The organism is Roseivirga echinicomitans, from assembly GCF_001592935.1.
Classification (GTDB): domain Bacteria; phylum Bacteroidota; class Bacteroidia; order Cytophagales; family Cyclobacteriaceae; genus Roseivirga; species Roseivirga echinicomitans.
Map to the genome: position 1 here is coordinate 135,638 of NZ_LRDB01000001.1, position 16,088 is coordinate 151,725.

Genomic DNA, 16,088 nt, shown 5'->3' on the forward strand with positions numbered 1-16,088 from the left:
AAGCATTTTATTCTCTCCAGCATCCATGAAAATTCTATCTAACGAGTGACTTGCTTCTTATAAACCTTCCCGTCTTTCATTACGAACTTAACGTCCGTCATCGTAGAAACATCTTGAATAGGATCACCCTCAACAGCAATAATATCCGCCATTTTCCCCGATTCAATTGAACCGTACTGGCTCTCGATTCTTAACAATTGTGATGCAGTCATGGTAGCCGCTTTGATGACTTCCATAGGTTTCATCCCTGCTTTTACCATGTAAATGAATTCTTTGCCATTATCGCCATGAGGGAAAACACCCGCATCTGTTCCGAAGGCAATTTTCACTCCTCTTTTGTATGCTTTACTAAAGGTGGCACTTATCTGTGGCCCCACTTCCAAAGCTTTGGGCACCACCACATCGGGGAAGAAGCCTGGTATTTTTGCCTTTTCTACCACAAACTCACCAGCAGAGATTGTCGGCACATAGTACGTTCCTTTTTTAATCATCAGGTCCATGGTTTGGTCGCTCATAAAAGTACCATGTTCAATAGAAGTAATTCCAGCCTCTACTGCTCTTCGCATTCCTTCATCACCGTGTGCATGTGCGGCACTTACCATTCCATATTCATTGGCCGTCTCAATAATCCCTTTGAGCTCGTCCATTTTAAACTGAGGGCCTTGACCATCCTTTGCCACAGAGAGCACACCACCCGTAGCAGTAATTTTGATTACATCTGCTCCATTTTTATAGCGTTGACGTACGGCTTTTCTTGCATCTTCTTCGCTGTTTACTACTCCATCCAAAGGGCCTGGGTCGCCCATTAAGTGATTACTCGCTCCGTTTGTTGGGTCGCCATGGCCGCCAGTGGTGGCTATGGTTTTTTCTGCTGTATAAATTCTTGGACCAATTACTTTTCCTGCGTTAATGGCATTGCGCAACGCCACATTAACGCCCGATCCGCCCAAATCTCTTACGGTAGTAAATCCAGCCATTAAAGTTCTGTTGGCATATACTTGTGCATCATAGGCGATGTCGGCCTCGTTCATTATATATCCAGCGAGCTGCGAACTAGGGCTGCTTTGCGACTCAATATGAACATGCATGTCCATCAGTCCAGGCATCACCGTTTTATTCTTCAAATCAATTACCTGATCGTCTTTTCCTCCTTTGGTATATCCGCGGTCTACAGAAACAATTTTATTGCCTTCAATCACAATCGACATGGAGGTCAATACTTGATCGGATTTTCCGTCAATTAATCTACCAGCATGAATGATTGTTTTTTGGGCGTTTAGGCCTAATGAGAGTAGTACTAAAAGTGATAGCGTAAGTATTCTTTTCATTTGATCAGGTTTTTATCTTTGGAAGATACGCAATTCTGTGACTAGAATTCAAACGCTCAAAAGGCTTACTTATACTCCTTCGGAATCATCCTCACCAAATACTGATCGCTATCATCTTTATGGAGGTAATACAAAAACCAACCGCACTCTTCCGCAATATCAGCAAGGGTGTCTTCATCAATATATACCCAATCGAACCACTCTCCTTTTTCGCCTTGATATTCGTATTGAAAACTTACTTCGCCATAGTATTTGTCTGTTGGTAAGTCTTGCCCTTCATATAAATACTTAATGTCTGAAGTGTCAAAAATCAACTGCCCTTCTGGCTTTAAGAGGGTTTTAGCATGATCCAGAAAGGTTTTGACCCGATTGAGTTTGCCCACCATACCAATGCCATTCATGAGTAGAATTATGGTATCATATTTCTTTTGGTTGAATTTAAAGTAGTCGGCTTTAACGGCATTTTTCAATCCATCCTTTTTCATTAAGTCAACGGCATGACTGGAGGTATCAATGGCCGTAATGTTCTTACCCATTTGTTGTAACACCAAGGCATGGCAGCCAGCCCCAGCACCTACATCCAAAATATCCCCATCGGCAATGGACAGCGCCATTTGTTCCATTTCTGGCATTTCCTCATAGCCTCTAAAAAAATACCATACAGGCATTTCTTCAGACCCTCCATATGAGGTGTTTAGCATAAGCGATTGGTCTTCTATTCCAGCATGAAAATCATTGAGTGCTTTTCCGTAAACATCCATGGTGCAAAAGTACATTAAGAAAATGAAAGGGTGGAACCTTCGGAATTTACCTACAATAAAAAATGTGGCCCCTAATTCTTCTTTACCTACTGACATGCACTGCTATAGGTTCATTTTTAAAAGTCATACTTTCAGATATCAATATTTAAAAGCACAATAATTATATAGAATTAAACACAGGAATTAGTGTATCAAAACCATTCACACTAAAAAAGGAGGTACGTAAATAATTTGAATTTATAAGTCTACCAACAATACCCACCTTTGTCTGTTATTACATACAAACAAAAAAGCATTGAACTTCAATAAGTTAACAATCATACTTCTGGCATTAGTTTGGACGATTAGTGCAAACGCTCAAGACGAACGGAAATCGTTTGAAGCAGTAAGAACGAATGAGAAAATCACCATTGACGGTGTAATGGACGAAGACGTATGGTGTCTCGCTCCATTAGTGACTGACTTTGTTCAAAACAGCCCAAATCCAGGCATGCCCGCCACAAGAAAATCAGAGGTTAGAATGCTTTATGATGATGAAGCAGTATACATCGTTGCGCAACTTTATGAAAAAAAGGAAGATGTTTTCAACATCTTAACCAATCGCGATAACATTGGTAATTCAGACTACTTCGGTGTGAGTTTTGACCCTTACAATGCTGGGCTTAACGGTGTGGGGCTTTTTGTAACCGTTGCAGGTGTTCAATATGATACCCGTTATTCAAATGGCGGTAATGAGAGCGTCTACAGAAACGATTCAGGCTGGAATGCAGTATGGTTATCTTCAGCTCAGGTCAAGGATGATTATTGGGTTGTTGAGATGAAAATACCTTATGCTGTTTTAAGGTTTACTTCAAAAGACATTCAAGACTGGGGTATTAACTTTTTTCGTAAAAGTGTGTCTCTCAATGAAGACTCTTACTGGAGCCCTATAGACCCTGAAATTCCAGGGTTTTTAAATCAAGCAGGAGTAGTAAAAAACCTTAGTAACTTAAAGCCACCCACCCGATTATTCTTTTACCCCTATGTGTCTACTGTAATTAATCGTGCCACCGGAATCGGCACCAGTAACCCAAGGCTAAACGGTGGTATGGATATAAAGTACGGAATCAATGATGCCTTTACTTTAGACATGACCCTTATTCCAGATTTTAGTGGAGTAAGATCTGACAGGCAAGTACTCAATCTTAGTCCATTTGAAGTGAAATTTGATGAGAATCGCGCCTTTTTCACTGAAGGTGTTGAGCTCTTTAACAAAGCTGGTTTGTTCTATTCCAGAAGAATTGGAGGAACCTTTGGAAATCGTACTAGAGCATTAAATGATAACGAATCGGTGACCTATTCACCAGATGCAGCACAATTGATTAATGCCAGTAAAATCACAGGCCGAACAAATGGAGGGTTAGGGATTGGATTCTTTAATGCTATTACGAAACCCACTTATTTAGAAGTTGAAAATACGGATACAGGAGCAAAAACCGAGATTGAAGCTGATCCGCTTACTAACTTTAATGTGATAGTTCTAGATCAAAACCTTAAGAATAACTCCAGTGTAACATTAACGAACACCAATGTAACAAGAGCTAAAAATGGAGATGATGCCAATGTAACGGCATTCAATTTCTCACTCAACGATGCCAACAGAAATTGGCGTACTTCGGGCTTTTTTGGTTATAGTAATGTAGCTTCTTACTCTGATGAGATTAAGAACACGAAAGCGGGAATTAAATATAATATTGGAGTCAACAAGAACAGAGGACAATTTCAATACGGTATTAATAGAAATGTGGAGAGCGACACTTACGACATTAATGACTTAGGTTTTCTGCGTCAGTCAAACCAAATTGAGCATGGAGCAAATTTCTCATTTAATCAGTTTAGCCCAGTTGGTCTATTCAACAACTACAGGGTAAGGCTGAATGCAAACCATGAACAACTTTATGAGCCTAAAGAATTTTCCTCTTGGAGGTATAGCGTAAACGCTAGTGGACAGCTTGAGAATTTCTGGAGCTTGAGTGCTGAATTTAACAATAGCCCTGGAGTTAGTAATGACTTTTTTGAATCACGTGTTTCAGGTTACGTATTCAAAAAACCTAGTAGCTATAACACTAGGCTGAACGTGGGAACAGACAGTCGTAAGCAAGTAAGGTTATCAGGAAATCTAAGATTTGGCAGAAGAGCTGACTGGGACCAGACAGATAAATCTATGAATATCTCTGCGAGAGTTAGAATTGGAGAAAGGGCTGAGATTAGCCATAATTTGGAAGCGAGCAGTCGCGACAACGAAAGGGGCTATGCAAGAAGGCTTTATAACAGCACTACAGGTGATTTGGAGTCGGTAATTTTTGGAAGAAGAGAAGTAAGAAACTTCACCAATACCCTAAATGGTAGTTACATCTTTAACAACAGAATGGGTATTACCTTTAGGGCCAGACATTACTGGAGCCGCGTAGACTACAAAGAGTTTTATGAACTTACTGAAGATGATGAGCTGATTGCTACAACTTATGATGGTATAGACTCAGGTGAAATGGTAGATAATAGAAATTACAATGCCTTCAACATCGATATGGAGTACAATTGGCAATTCGCCCCTGGCTCTGAAATTAAGGCCATTTGGAAAAGAAGCATTGGAACAAATGATTACGATACGCAATTGCGTTTTATGGATAACTTCAATAATACTTTTGGAGCGCCAAACGTAGATTCGATCACCATTCGAATGGTTTATTTCATCGACTACCTCAACATTAAAAACATCTTCACCAAAGGCTAATTGTAATTCAAGCATTCAGTCGTTACCTTACTGACCTAATTATAAAAGGTCATCAATTATTTAGCGCATTTATATCTCTCAGGGTCAAACTCAAAAATAGCCATCGGTAATTTTTTGGGTGATTTTGTGAAGGGAAATCAGTACCAAGATTATGAGCCCGATGTTGCCAAGGGTGTACTTCTTCATCGTGAAATTGATCGTTTTACCGATTCACACGAAGTGGTAAACCAAAGTAAAAAACGCCTTTCCGATAAGTATAGACATTATTCTGGAGTCATTGTAGACATGTTCTATGACCACTTTTTGGCCAAGAACTTTAATGAATTTCATTCCGAGGATTTAAGAATATTTTCCGAAAGTCATTTTAAAAGACTGGTTGCTTTTCAAGATCAAATGCCTGTAAGAGCACAGCATATGCTACCCTACATGGTATCAAATAATTGGTTAATGGCCTATGCTGAATTAAAAGGGATTCACAGGGCACTATCTGGATTATCAAGAAGAACCAAGTTCGATTCTAAAATGGATGAGTCCATTCAAGATTTAACTCGCCATTATTCGCTGTTCGAAGAAGAATTCAGACTATTTTTCCCCGACATTCAATCACACATTAGCGAATTCAGAGAAGATTTGATTAATTCGTAGCACATGATTATTTCAAAACCCAAACGTAAGACCATCTTTTCCCTAACGGTTTTCACTCTTGTTTCTGTTATAGGGGCACTCTACTTTATGCGTCAAATTTTAGCAGAACCATCGGGTACTTGGCGGTATATTTTGCTAGGCTTTTTATTGGTGGTTTGCTCCATTATGCTCTACAAACTCATTTTCAATTATAAGGTCTTGAAAATTAGCTACGACCAAATCCATGTTTACTATCCTTTCCGATTTTTCAAATCAGTTCAAGAGATCTCTGAACTAGGTGCTTGGCAAGAAACCATTATTAATACTAATAAGACTGAATACAAACAGTTAAAGTTGGTTTTCATGAACAAGGGTTATGTCAAAATATCAAATCAAGAGAACAGCGAATACGATAAAGTTTACAAGTACATTAAAAAGAAAGCTCCCAAAAAGGAGGTGAAGGAATGATAAAAAATGCGCTCATTGTTGCTTTAGGTGGCGCAGTAGGGAGTGCCTTACGCTATGTAATTCAGCACACCATTCATTCAAAATACCCCAACCTATTCCCCTACGGCACTTTTATAGTCAACATTGCTGGCTGCCTTCTTATCGGGCTTTTGATGGGCTGGGCCACCCAAGAAAAACTATTCTCCCCTCAAATCAATCTATTGCTCATTGCTGGGTTCTGTGGTGGATTCACCACTTTTTCCACCTTAGCTTACGAAGGCAACACCCTTCTGCTTGAAAACAAACCTCTTCAAGCACTATTATATATCGCGGCAAGTGTTGTGGTTGGAATGGTAGCTGCTTACTTAGGCTATAAGCTTACGAGGGGCTAATCAATTGCCAAACAGATGCTCAGGTCAAATATTAATAACCAAGAGAACATAAAAAACATTCGACCCCTCTGGGGTCGTATATCCTAAAATTATTAAATAGCTATAAGTATTCAATCCCGAAGGGATTGATGTTTCAAGCAAAAAGGCATGTGAATCGAAGCCTTGAAAAGAGCCTAATTAATGACTCCAGTCATAAGTATCGAGCTTCATTAGGCAAGCAATCAATAAGTCAATCGAACCCTGAATATCATCTTTATGGGCCATCTCAATCACCTGATGTAAATGTCTTGTGGGGATGGAGACCGCTCCAGAGATAGCTCCATTTTTACCCATGCGCTGAACTCCAGCCGTATCGGTTCCACCAGCCGTGAGAATTTCTGGCTGCCACTTAATGTTCTCGGCATTGGCTGTCTGTTTCATGAACTCCACCATACGGTAATCACAAATGGTTGAAGCATCCATAATTTTGATGGCCGTACCCTTTCCCAATTCTGTGATCATTTCGTGGGGTTGTGCTCCTGGTAAATCAAAAGCAATAGTGGTGTCTAATCCGAAACCAAAGTCTGGATTGATAGTATGAGCAGAAACATTTGCTCCTCTTAAGCCCACCTCTTCTTGCACGGTAAACACACCGTAAACATCATAAGGCTGATCTTTCAAGTTCCGTAAGGCTTCAATCAAAATAAAGACAGACACACGGTTATCAATAGATTTACAGTTGACGCAATCACCCATTTCAATCAATTCCCTTTCTCTAGTAATCGGGTCTCCGATAGAAATCAGCTTTTCTACTTCTTCCTTCGATCTACCCAAATCAATAAAGTAATCGGAAATCTTGGCAATTTTTGTTCGCTCTTCAGCCGACATTACGTGGATAGGTTTGCTACCCATTACACCAATTACATTCTCTTTACCATGAATTATTACCCTTTGAGCAGTGAGAGTTTTGGGGTCGAAACCACCCAAGGTATGGAAACGCACAAAACCATTATCATCAATATGGCTTACGATAAAGCCAATTTCATCCATATGAGCAGCCACCATGGCCTTTTTCCCTTCTGGATTATTCACTCCTCTTTTTACAGTAATTACATTACCCATATTATCTACAGATAACTCATCTACCAAAGGAGTAACTTCTTTAATCACTAAATCACGAACTCTCTTTTCAAAGCCAGGGGCCCCAGCCTCTTCGCAAATTTTCTTTAGAAGGGATACATTAATGCTCATATGACATACAGTTTTATGCACGAATATAAAGCTAAATTAAAAAGAGGTAGCAATATGCTACCTCTTTTACCAATCAACATAAATTGAATTGACTTTTACTATGTCTTTGTGAAATGTAACTTCCTTTTAAAACCGTCTAATAAGATGTAAGTCAGTAGCAAATGCTAAATCAAAAAAAGCCATTACGTCTAATAACTATCGTCAAGGGCGAAAATAGGTTTACGATTGATCCATCTACCACGCGTAAAGTCTGGGAACTGAACTGGTTCACCACCTTGCAAGATTGATTGTTCTGAAAGCGCAGTAACTGCCATCCAAGCAGCACCATCATACACATCAATTGGCATTGGCGCATCTCTTTTTAGCGCTTCAATAAAAGCATGAAATACGAAGAAATCCATACCGCCATGGCCAGCTCCAGAAGCCTTTTCACCATACTTTTTCCAAAGCGGATGATCGTATTTCTCCATCATCTCTTTGTCCGACTGCCACTGATGCGCTCTGCCTTGCCCTTCTACATAAAGTGATTTATTGATATCCATCCATAGCCCTTTGGTGCCCTGGAAACGGAAACCTAAAGAATAAGGTCTTGGAAGGTTAGTATCATGGGTAAGGTTAATGGTTTCACCGTTTACTGTTTTAATCATGGTGGTGACCACATCACCCAATTTAAAATCTACTTTGGCGTTCGGATGGTCTTTCCCACCCTTTGGATGGTTCACAACGTAATCGTGCAAACCTCTACTTTTTGAACTCATCGAGGTAAGGTAAGCCATTCGGTTACCTCTGTTCAGGTTAATGGCAGTAGCTACTGGCCCTAAACCGTGTGTTGGGTAAAGCTCTGCATTTCTATGCACCGAATGCGTTGTTCTCCATTTTGATTCGCTATATCCGTTTTCACCAAACTCAACACCTTGTCCGTAGGCAGATTTACCATCGTTCAATTTTACGGCCCTAAGGTCATGCTGATAACCGCCTTCAAGGTGAACCATTTCACCAAAGAGGTCATCGCGCACCATGTTTAAAACCGCCATTACATCTCTTCTGTAACACACGTTTTCCATAAACATCAAAGGCACGCCAGTTTCTTCTTGCGCGTTCACCAAATCCCAGCACTCCTCAATATCGGTAGCACCGGAAACCTCAAGGGCCACAGCCTTTCCAGCCTTCATAGCAGCAACGGCCATTAGCACGTGCCAAACCCATGGGGTCGCAATATACACCGCGTCTAGATTGTCCATTTCAAGCATCTTGTGATAGGCCTCCCCATCACCACCAAAACGTACAGGCTTTTTACCTCCGCTTTTCGTAATCATGTCTTCGGCTTTTTGCAAAACCGCATTGTCCACATCACAAATAGCGACTACTTCAACATCGTCTCTTAATAAAGCCACGGTCAATTGGCTTCTGCCCCTTTCGCCAGTACCAATAAAGCCCATTCTGATTTTGGCTCTCTTTTGATTTGAAAAAAGCATTGTTGGGGATATGAAAGGCAATGCTGCTCCAACAGTTGCCGTGTTTCTAATAAAGTTTCTTCTGGAAAGTGGAGGTGTCATAGTTGTAAAGATTTGATCTTCAAATTAAGGTATTTTTTTGAATGATGTAGTCAATAAATTTAACTCATTCATTTTCAATAATTTAAACAAAAACCTATGTTAAGTCTATATTAATAAAGCCTGTCAGGCTAGTTTCAACCATTATTTTACTACCTTATATCAACCTTTCTACTTAATTATTGACCAATCCGATATGGCAAGAGCTAAGACGCTGAGTGAGAAGAAAATTTTCGTACTTGATACTTCCGTAATACTTTTTGAACACATCTCCATCATGAATTTCGAGGAACACGATATTGGGATTCCCATTACCGTGTTGGAAGAATTGGACCAGTTCAAAAAAGGAAATGACACCAAGAATTTTGAGGCCCGCGAGTTTACCCGTTTACTCGATAAGCTGGCGCAGGACAAATCTTTACAAGACTGGATTCCCCTCAACGGGAAAACCCGTGGGAGCCTGAAGGTAATCATGGAAGCGGGTTCGGGAAAAGGAGAACTGGATGCCAACGAGGTGTTTGGAGAAACTAAAAATGACCACCGGATTCTGAATGCAGCCCTTCGCATGCGCGATGAAAACAAAGGACGAAAAGTCATTTTGGTCAGCAAGGATATTAACCTTCGGTTGAAAGCAAAGTCGATGGGTTTGGCAGCCGAAGATTACGAGACTGGAAAAATAAAAAATGTTCAGTCGCTGAGGAAAGGAATGATTGAAATCGAAAAGGTAGATTCTGATTTGGTGAATCACCTTTACGAAGACGGCACCATTAGCCCCAAGGAAGTGCTGAAAAGAAAGAAGGCACATCCGAATCAATACTTCATTTTGAAAAGTGATAAAAACTCGGTGCTGGCCCGTTATAATTCACAAGAGGACTGTATCCACAAAGTAGATAAACGACCTGTTTCGGGCATTAAACCACGCAATGCAGAACAAACTTTTGCCATTGATGCCATTATGAATCCCGATGTTAAATTGGTGACCATTCAGGGGGTAGCAGGAACAGGAAAAACCTTGCTGACTTTGGCGGGAGCTTTGGAGCAACGCAGGGAATACAAGCAGATTTATTTGGCCAGACCTATTGTTCCATTGAGCAATAAAGACATTGGTTATTTGCCTGGCGATATTAAATCAAAGCTGAACCCTTACATGGAGCCGCTTTGGGACAACCTGAAATTCATTCAAAACCAATACAAGGAATCGGATAAAGAGTACAAGGCGATTACCGATATGGTAGCCAAAGAAAAGCTGATGATTACGCCTTTGGCTTATATCCGTGGACGTAGTTTATCGAACATTTTCTTTATTGTAGACGAGGCCCAAAACCTAACGCCTCACGAAATCAAAACGATTATTACCCGAGCAGGCGAAAACACCAAAATCGTATTTACGGGCGATATCTATCAAATCGATACGCCTTACCTAGACTCGCAATCCAATGGACTTTCTTATTTGATCGACAGGGTAAAAGATCATCCGCTGTATGCGCATATTACCCTTGAAAAAGGCGAGAGATCTGAGTTGGCTAATTTGGCAAATGAGATGTTGTAATAGTATAACTTAGTTGAATGAAGAGAATTTTTACTGCACCAAAAATCATTGGTACCCTTCTGCTAGTGATTAATATTTATTGGCTCTACTTATTTGCCGACTTATATTACCTATACCACTTCACTAATGCTCGGTTTCCGTATATGATTCCAGACTATGTGCTATTTATCCATATGGCCATTAGTATTATTGGTATCTATTTAGGAACGAAAGTATTTTTGAAAAAATTACCCCCTTTTAGATGGGCCGCCATAGATATTCTATTAATTGTTATGGGGCTCGTTCTTGAAAATATTATCATGAATTGAATAAGTTTTCTAGGCCCGAGAAACCTTACCTTGTCTCCTTCGAAACTTGAGAGAGCCTCTTAACTAGGCAGCACTACATAAATAATAAGGACGTAAATCGCATAGACTAGACCGAGGGCTTGGCTAATGTTCTTTTCGCGCTTTGGGATGCCCATTTTCTTCACAATACTCACATTCATGCCGATAGCAAAAAGGATGAGCCCCAATGAAATACCCATCATTAAAGAATGATCTTCCGAAGTGATTTTATCAGTTCTCATTCCAGCTTCTAAAATAGCGGAAGCCAAAAAGAAGGCCACAGAAGTACGTTGAATATGATGGTGTTTCATGGAATCCAGAAGTCAAAGATGATGTCGTTCATGCACTTAAAATGGCCTTTTGGACATTTATCGAAACCAATTTTGGAACAAGGCCTGCAATCCAGTTTCTTGTTTTCTAAAATGGTGAATTTTGTTTGGTAAGGATACATCCCAAATTCAGGAATGGTATTTCCCCAAATAGAAAAAATGTTCTTTTTAAAGGCCGAAGCAATGTGCATCAAACCCGTATCATGGGTGAAAACATGACTGGCGCCTTTCAAGATGGAAGCCGATTGATTGAGGTTGAATTTTCCGCAAGCATTATAAATATTGGCCTTCTTGCCCAATTCTTCTAAAGGCGAAATCATATCTGCCTTGTCATGTTTTCGGTTGAAGAAGTCTTCGAGCCTCTCCCCAATTTCCACGTCTTCTTTTCCGCCTAAAACTACAATCGGTTTGTTGATTTTATCGCAAAGCTCAATCATCCGATCGATGGGTAGCTTCTTAGTATTGAGCTGGCCACCAATGGCAAAGGCAATGTATCCGTTGCGATGCGTTTCAGGAAGCCAGTCTTTTTCTACTTCATCCTTTTCAGGAATAAAGTAATCAAGGCCGAGCATGTCCTTCTTCACACCCAAAGGTTTTACGGTTTCAAAATAACGGTCTACAATGTGCACGTTCGGGAGTTTGTTCACCTTCAAATTAACGATCAGCCACTTTTCCCAATTCAGCTTATCGAATGCGTTACTCGGTTTGCCCAAACGGGTTTTTATAATGCGGGTGCGCAGGTTATTGTGGAGGTCCACAATGTGATCGAAGTTCTCTTTCTTCAATTCGGCAATCAGAGGGTTTAAATCCTTTTCCAGCAAATGCACTTTATCAATGTAAGGGTTGGCTTCTAAAATTGAAGCGAAATTTGCCTTTGTGCAGAAGTGAATTTCAGCATCATCCAATTGAGTTTTTAGCGCTCGCACAATGGGGGTAGTGAGCACAATATCGCCAATGGACGAAAACCGCAATACGAGAATTTTTTGCTTAGACATTCGCTGCGATTTTTTGTTTGCGCTCTGCGAAGTATTTTCCGATTTCTTCAGCGCTCAAAGCATTGAATGTCATGTCGGCCGTAAGTCCACCTTTGCGTCCGGCCAGCAAGCCATAAACCATATGTTGGTAACCATCCATTTCGTGCGCATCGGGATTTATGGCCAACTTTACGCCTTGTTCCAAAGCATAATGAACCCAGCGCCAGTCCAAATCTAATCGCCAAGGATTAGCATTGATTTCAATCACCACATTATGTTTTGCACAATGATCAATTACCATTTTATGGTCAATCGGATAACCTTCTCTTCTGAGTAATAAGCGCCCTGTTGGGTGACCTAAAATGGTGGTATAAGGGTTTTCAATGGCCGTTAATAGTCTCTGCGTGGCCTTTTCAATGTTCATGTTTAACACTGAATGCACGGAAGCCACAATGAAATCGAAGCTGGCCAAAACATCATCGGTATAGTCGAGCTGGCCGTCATAAAGAATATCAGACTCTATGCCTTTGAAAATTTTAAAGGGCGCTAGTTTTTCGTTGAGCCTGTCAATTTCTTCCTGTTGTTGAATTACACGATCTTCCTTAAGCCCGTTGGCATAAAAAGCAGATTTACTGTGGTCGCAAATACCGAGGTATTCGTAGCCTAAATCTTTACAATGTTGCGCCATTTGTTCAAGACTATGCTTTCCGTCACTGTAAGTAGAGTGGTTGTGCAGAATGCCTTTTAGGTCTTTCATTTCTACCAACTCAGGCAGTTTTCCGTTTTTAGCCGCCTCAATTTCGAAAGTACCCTCGCGCATTTCAGGGACAATTTCACCCAAACCGGCCGCGGCATAAATTTCTTTTTCCGAAGCGAAGTTTTGCTGTCTAACAATGTCTTTTAAGGTCAGTTTGTCTTTCACCTCTAAGCTAAGGTGTAGATTGCTGCCCGTTCTTAAAAACTGCTCTTTTACAAAGTCTTCCTTTTCACAGAAAGAAAGTTGAATCGGAATTCTGAGTTCCTTATAAGTTCCTCGCCAAGTAATTGGCCCCGATTCTTCAATGACCTGCTCAAAGTTTTCCGCATCATCCAAGGCATCTTCAATGGTTTCGATATCATCGGTAGCCACAATCAGGTCGATGACTTCAATCACTTCCATCTTTCTTCGCAAGGCACCGGTAACTTCAATTTTAATGTCTGGGGTAATTTTTAGCATTTCCGCAATTACAATTTCCGCCAGTTTTTCAGCTTCTGCAAAATGGAGTTTATGGGCGTTGGCCTCTTTAAATTCTAGGGCATTTATAATGGTCTGCTGTGTTTTTTCACCAAAGCCTTTCAGCTTGGCCACCAAACCAGAATTAGCAGCTTCTTTCAGTTCATGGCCACTTTCGATGCCCAATTCCTTCCAAAGCACTTTGATTTTTTTTGGGCCAATGCCCTTCATGTCGAGTAATTCGACAATGCCTTCTGGCGTGTTTTTTAGGTATTCTTCTAGAGCCGAAGAAATGCCTCTTTGATTGATTTCATTAATATTGGTGGCAATACTTTTTCCTACGCCATCAATTTTTTCGAGTTCAGCCAAGGATAAACTACCCAAATCGAGGTCGGTTTTATCGAGATTGAACACGGCATTCTGATAGCCTCTGATCTTGAAACTATTTTCATCGTGCAGCTCCATAAGGGCAGCCTGAAGCTTTAATTGTTTAAGGATCGTCTTGTTGTCCAAAGCGGCAATTTTTAGTTCGAAATAAATTGAAGAAAATGTTCTCCTTTTTTAATCATTGAACATTTCCTAAATTCCATCGAAAGCTAATTCAAAAATAAGTCTTTATGAACTATTGGTTGATCAAATCGGAACCGAATACCTACTCTTGGGATGATCTGGTGGCTAAAGGTACCGACCATTGGGATGGCGTAAGAAATTATGCCGCCCGAAATAACATGAAGGAAATGAAAGTGGGCGATTTGGCTTTTTTCTATCACAGCGTAAAGGAAAAGGCGATTGTAGGAATTGCGGAATGCGTAAAAGAACATTATCCTGACCCAACCACTGATGATGACCGATGGGTAGTAGTGGATTTTTCGCCCAAAGAAAAACTAAAAAAACCAGTGACCTTAGAAGACGTAAAAGCAGATGATCGACTTCAGGGTATGGATTTACTGCGTCTGTCTCGCCTTTCGGTTCAGTCAGTTAAAAAAGAAGAATTTGACATCATTTTAGAAAAATCTCAATCCTAGTGCGACATTTCATTCTCATATCGATACTGCTCGTTTTCTCTCAATTCGCGAAAGCGCAAATAGAAAACCATAAAAGATTTGAGTTGGAATATGAATGGCGAGATGAGGACTATCTGTTAATCTCGAATGAAAAGCTTGGCTTGACCTTGGTGCAAGCAGATTATAGAGGACTTATTAAAGACTACACGCTTGCCATTACCCAATTGGATACCGATTTTAACCAGAAATGGGTAAAAGAAGTGGTTATAAAAAGAGGCTTTGAACTGTTGGGCTACCATTCTGTTCATGACAAAACTTACCTGCTGCTTCAAGAGTTTCCAGGCAGGTTTAAAATAAAAATTCTGAGTGTCGATAATCGAACTGGGGACATTCAAGAGTATAACCCTAAAGAAGTACTTGAGTTGGATATTCAAGAGTTTGAAGTAATTCAAAACACCGCCATCATAGGTGGATACTTCGAAAACAGACCAGTAGTTTTTGCCCTTGATTTGGAGAACAATAAAATAAAGACGCTGTCTAATGTTTATCAGAACGAATCAAAACTTCTTGAGATACGGATCAATAGCGACAGTCTAACTTTTAACGTATTGGCATCGGAATTCAATAGGAACCGTGATCAAACCATCATCGTGAATACTTATGATTATTTGGGAAATCCCATTCGGGATTATGCGCTGGAAACGACTAAAGACTACCACCTTACATCGGCAATTTCCTCTTCCATAAACGATATTTCGCAAGTGGTTGTAGGCATATATTCGTACAAAGCTACCAATAGCCCAGCAGGGGTATTTGTTAACCATGTAGATAGAACCGGGCTTCAGACCATGAAATATTATGGCTTTGGTGAGTTAGAAAATTTCTTCTCCTACTTAGGAGAAAAAAAGGCAACACGATATCGTGAAAAAGCAGAAGCTGCCAGAAAAAAAGAAAAAGAGGTTCGATATAGGGTTCAACCTTTGTTTTCAGAAATGATTGAGGATGATGATCAGCTAATCGTCTTTGGGGAGTTTCTAAGAAGCTACAATCACGATACGGGCAACTATCCATGGGCTGGTACGAATTTCCCAACAGGTTTTAGAAGCCAAAATGCAAACAATGATGAGAACTCACAACAAAGAGCATCATTCCAGTTCACCCATGCCTACACACTAGTTTTGGATAAAAAAGGTAACATTCAATGGGATGACTGGGTTGAAGTCCCCAAAGATGGAAAGGGAATTCCTGAACCGTTTGGAGGGTTTATTTGGGATAAAAATCAAGGAGCATATGCCTATTATTTTGAAAAAGAGGTACATGCCAAGATGATGAATAGCGAAGAAGATACTGAAGTGGTTGTAGATAATTTAGAATTGAGTGACCCAGAGGATAGGCTAAGATATGAGAGTGAAAACAGCTCAGGAACGTTACGTTGGTACGAGAATTATTTTATCGTTTATGGCGTTCAAAGTATTCGTTCTGGAGATAATAATGGCGACTTGAGAAAGGTTTTCTTCATTAATAAAATTTCGTTAAACCCAAACATAAAAGGAGATGGGCTCGATTAATTGACATGAATCGTTCC

15 protein-coding genes are annotated in these 16,088 nt (G+C 40.3%); 8 read left to right on the plus strand and 7 right to left on the minus strand.

All coding sequences use genetic code 11. The features are described 5' to 3' along the window. Positions 1-38: 38 nt before the first annotated feature. Both AWN68_RS00650 and AWN68_RS00655 read right to left on the minus strand, forming a co-directional pair. Positions 39-1,328, minus strand: coding sequence for an amidohydrolase family protein (locus AWN68_RS00650; RefSeq protein ID WP_068410038.1), 1,290 nt, complete (start codon positions 1,326-1,328; stop codon positions 39-41). 65 nt (positions 1,329-1,393) lie between these two features. Continuing rightward, positions 1,394-2,185, minus strand: coding sequence for a class I SAM-dependent methyltransferase (locus AWN68_RS00655; RefSeq protein ID WP_221405689.1), 792 nt, complete (start codon positions 2,183-2,185; stop codon positions 1,394-1,396). 199 nt (positions 2,186-2,384) lie between these two features. Between AWN68_RS00655 and AWN68_RS00660 the strand changes: the two genes are divergently transcribed. Genes AWN68_RS00660 through crcB form a run of 4 tightly spaced genes read left to right on the plus strand, consistent with a single transcriptional unit; the run spans position 2,385 to position 6,325 of the window. Then, entirely contained in the window at positions 2,385-4,862 is a 2,478-nt protein-coding gene (locus tag AWN68_RS00660; protein WP_068410041.1) for a DUF5916 domain-containing protein, read from the plus strand. 51 nt (positions 4,863-4,913) lie between these two features. Further along, positions 4,914-5,507 carry an ACP phosphodiesterase gene (locus tag AWN68_RS00665; RefSeq protein ID WP_084362709.1) on the plus strand — a complete coding sequence of 198 codons (594 nt, stop codon included), beginning with the start codon at positions 4,914-4,916 and terminating at the stop codon, positions 5,505-5,507. A 3-nt stretch (positions 5,508-5,510) separates the two neighbouring features. Then, positions 5,511-5,954, plus strand: coding sequence for a hypothetical protein (locus AWN68_RS00670; RefSeq protein WP_068410048.1), 444 nt, complete (start codon positions 5,511-5,513; stop codon positions 5,952-5,954). Continuing rightward, complete coding sequence (gene crcB, locus AWN68_RS00675; RefSeq protein WP_221405690.1) at positions 5,951-6,325, plus strand: fluoride efflux transporter CrcB; 375 nt, start codon at positions 5,951-5,953, stop codon at positions 6,323-6,325. The genes AWN68_RS00670 and crcB overlap by 4 nt, the downstream gene beginning before the upstream one ends. 177 nt (positions 6,326-6,502) lie before the next feature. Here the strand turns inward: crcB and AWN68_RS00680 are convergent, their stop codons facing one another. Both AWN68_RS00680 and AWN68_RS00685 read right to left on the minus strand, forming a co-directional pair. Continuing rightward, complete coding sequence (locus AWN68_RS00680; protein WP_068410051.1) at positions 6,503-7,555, minus strand: M42 family metallopeptidase; 1,053 nt, start codon at positions 7,553-7,555, stop codon at positions 6,503-6,505. Positions 7,556-7,743: 188 nt separating this feature from the next. Next, on the minus strand, positions 7,744-9,111 hold the full coding sequence (locus AWN68_RS00685; RefSeq protein ID WP_068410054.1) for a Gfo/Idh/MocA family protein: 1,368 nt from the start codon (positions 9,109-9,111) through the stop codon (positions 7,744-7,746). Positions 9,112-9,304: 193 nt separating this feature from the next. Between AWN68_RS00685 and AWN68_RS00690 the strand changes: the two genes are divergently transcribed. Both AWN68_RS00690 and AWN68_RS00695 read left to right on the plus strand, forming a co-directional pair. Next, positions 9,305-10,657: a PhoH family protein gene (locus AWN68_RS00690; protein ID WP_068410057.1), complete on the plus strand. Its 1,353-nt coding sequence runs from the start codon at positions 9,305-9,307 to the stop codon at positions 10,655-10,657. Between the two features lie 17 nt (positions 10,658-10,674). Further along, positions 10,675-10,965 carry a hypothetical protein gene (locus AWN68_RS00695; protein ID WP_068410060.1) on the plus strand — a complete coding sequence of 97 codons (291 nt, stop codon included), beginning with the start codon at positions 10,675-10,677 and terminating at the stop codon, positions 10,963-10,965. Positions 10,966-11,024: 59 nt separating this feature from the next. Here AWN68_RS00695 and AWN68_RS00700 read toward each other — a convergent pair whose 3' ends face one another. The 3 genes from AWN68_RS00700 to polX are packed head-to-tail and all read right to left on the minus strand — an operon-like array spanning position 11,025 to position 14,012. Further along, positions 11,025-11,294: a hypothetical protein gene (locus AWN68_RS00700; RefSeq protein ID WP_068410063.1), complete on the minus strand. Its 270-nt coding sequence runs from the start codon at positions 11,292-11,294 to the stop codon at positions 11,025-11,027. Continuing rightward, on the minus strand, positions 11,291-12,307 hold the full coding sequence (locus AWN68_RS00705) for a glycosyltransferase family 9 protein (RefSeq protein WP_068410066.1): 1,017 nt from the start codon (positions 12,305-12,307) through the stop codon (positions 11,291-11,293). Before AWN68_RS00705 ends, AWN68_RS00700 begins: the two co-directional genes overlap by 4 nt. Continuing rightward, a complete protein-coding gene (gene polX / locus AWN68_RS00710; RefSeq protein ID WP_068410069.1) occupies positions 12,300-14,012 on the minus strand; it encodes a DNA polymerase/3'-5' exonuclease PolX in 1,713 nt (570 codons plus the stop codon). The genes AWN68_RS00705 and polX overlap by 8 nt, the downstream gene beginning before the upstream one ends. Positions 14,013-14,116: 104 nt before the next feature. Between polX and AWN68_RS00715 the strand changes: the two genes are divergently transcribed. Then, a complete protein-coding gene (locus tag AWN68_RS00715) occupies positions 14,117-14,524 on the plus strand; it encodes an EVE domain-containing protein (protein ID WP_068410072.1) in 408 nt (135 codons plus the stop codon). Then, positions 14,524-16,071, plus strand: a complete 1,548-nt coding sequence (locus AWN68_RS00720; protein WP_068410075.1) for a hypothetical protein — start codon at positions 14,524-14,526, stop codon at positions 16,069-16,071. Before AWN68_RS00715 ends, AWN68_RS00720 begins: the two co-directional genes overlap by 1 nt. The last annotated feature ends 17 nt before the right edge of the window (positions 16,072-16,088 follow it).